The sequence below is a fragment of the Shewanella sp. POL2 genome (assembly GCF_000282755.1).
Lineage (GTDB): Bacteria > Pseudomonadota > Gammaproteobacteria > Enterobacterales > Shewanellaceae > Shewanella > Shewanella xiamenensis.
On the sequence record NZ_AKZL01000197.1, the window covers coordinates 1 to 1,110 of the forward strand.

Here is a 1,110-nt window from a genome sequence, read left to right on the forward strand (position 1 = left end):
GTCACCGCCATTATCATCAATGACGATCCGGCTTTCGAGGAACCGTTGCTGCGGTTTAATGCCAGCCTTGAACCCGACTTTGCCCATGCGCTCAATGTGTTAAAACAGCTAGTGTATAAATATGTTATCCGTAAACCCGAGATCCAAATGCTCGAATACAAAGGGCAACAAATTGTGATGGGGTTATTTGAAGCATTTGCCTCCGATCCCGAGCGCCTGTTACCGCTTAACACCCAAGAGCGGTGGCGCGCAAGCGAGCAACAGGGTCTAAACAGCCACAGAGTCTTAGCCGATTATATTTCAGGGATGACGGACGAGTTTGCCGGACGGCTCTATCAACAACTCTTTAGCCCTAAGGCTGGCTCAAACGTGGAGTTGAGTAAAGAAATGTAGCCTTTTGATTTAGAAATAAAAAACCACCGCTAAGGTGGTTTTTTGTTCGCAAATTAATCCGTGCAATAGCGGATTAAAGTCCGCCAATCGCCTCTTTACAAAGCTGAGTGATACGATCCCAATCGCCCTGCTCCATCGCATCAGTAGGCGCAATCCAACTGCCACCAATACAATCCACATTTTTCAGCGCTAAGTAATCTTTATAGCTGCTCGGCGTAATACCACCTGTCGGGCAGAAGCGGATATCGGCTAAGGGGCCAGAGAAAGCCTTGAGTGCATCCACTCCACCAGACGCTTCAGCAGGGAAGAATTTAAAGTGAGTGTAACCAAGCGCCATACCCGTCATCACTTCGGAGATGCTGGCAACGCCAGGGATCAAAGGCACAGGGCCTTGCATCCCCGCTTTGAGCAGTTCAACTGTTGCACCAGGGGTGATAATAAATTGCGCGCCAGCGGCAATCGCTTGCTCAAGCTGGGCTTCATTTAAAATAGTCCCAGCGCCGACTAGCGCCTCTGGTACTTCCTTAGCGATTTTGGTGATCGCTTCAAGAGCACACGACGTGCGTAATGTCACTTCTAACACGCTAATCCCACCGGCGACCAGTGCTCTGGCTAACGGCACCGCATGTTCAATCTTGTTAATCACCATAACAGGAACAATAGGGCTGCGTTTAAAAAATATCTTGTGGTTGTAATGAACCAGTTATTCTCAAGCAT

2 pseudogenes are annotated in these 1,110 nt (G+C 48.7%); one reads left to right on the top strand and one right to left on the bottom strand.

Annotation, left to right across the window (positions count from 1 at the left end):
• Positions 1-393 (top strand): annotated as a pseudogene (locus SHEWPOL2_RS22010) (dGTPase); the annotation flags it as partial.
• A 73-nt stretch (positions 394-466) separates the two neighbouring features.
• On the opposite strand, the pseudogene SHEWPOL2_RS22015 reads toward SHEWPOL2_RS22010, so the two are convergent.
• Positions 467-1,110: pseudogene (locus SHEWPOL2_RS22015) on the bottom strand (bifunctional 4-hydroxy-2-oxoglutarate aldolase/2-dehydro-3-deoxy-phosphogluconate aldolase); the annotation flags it as partial.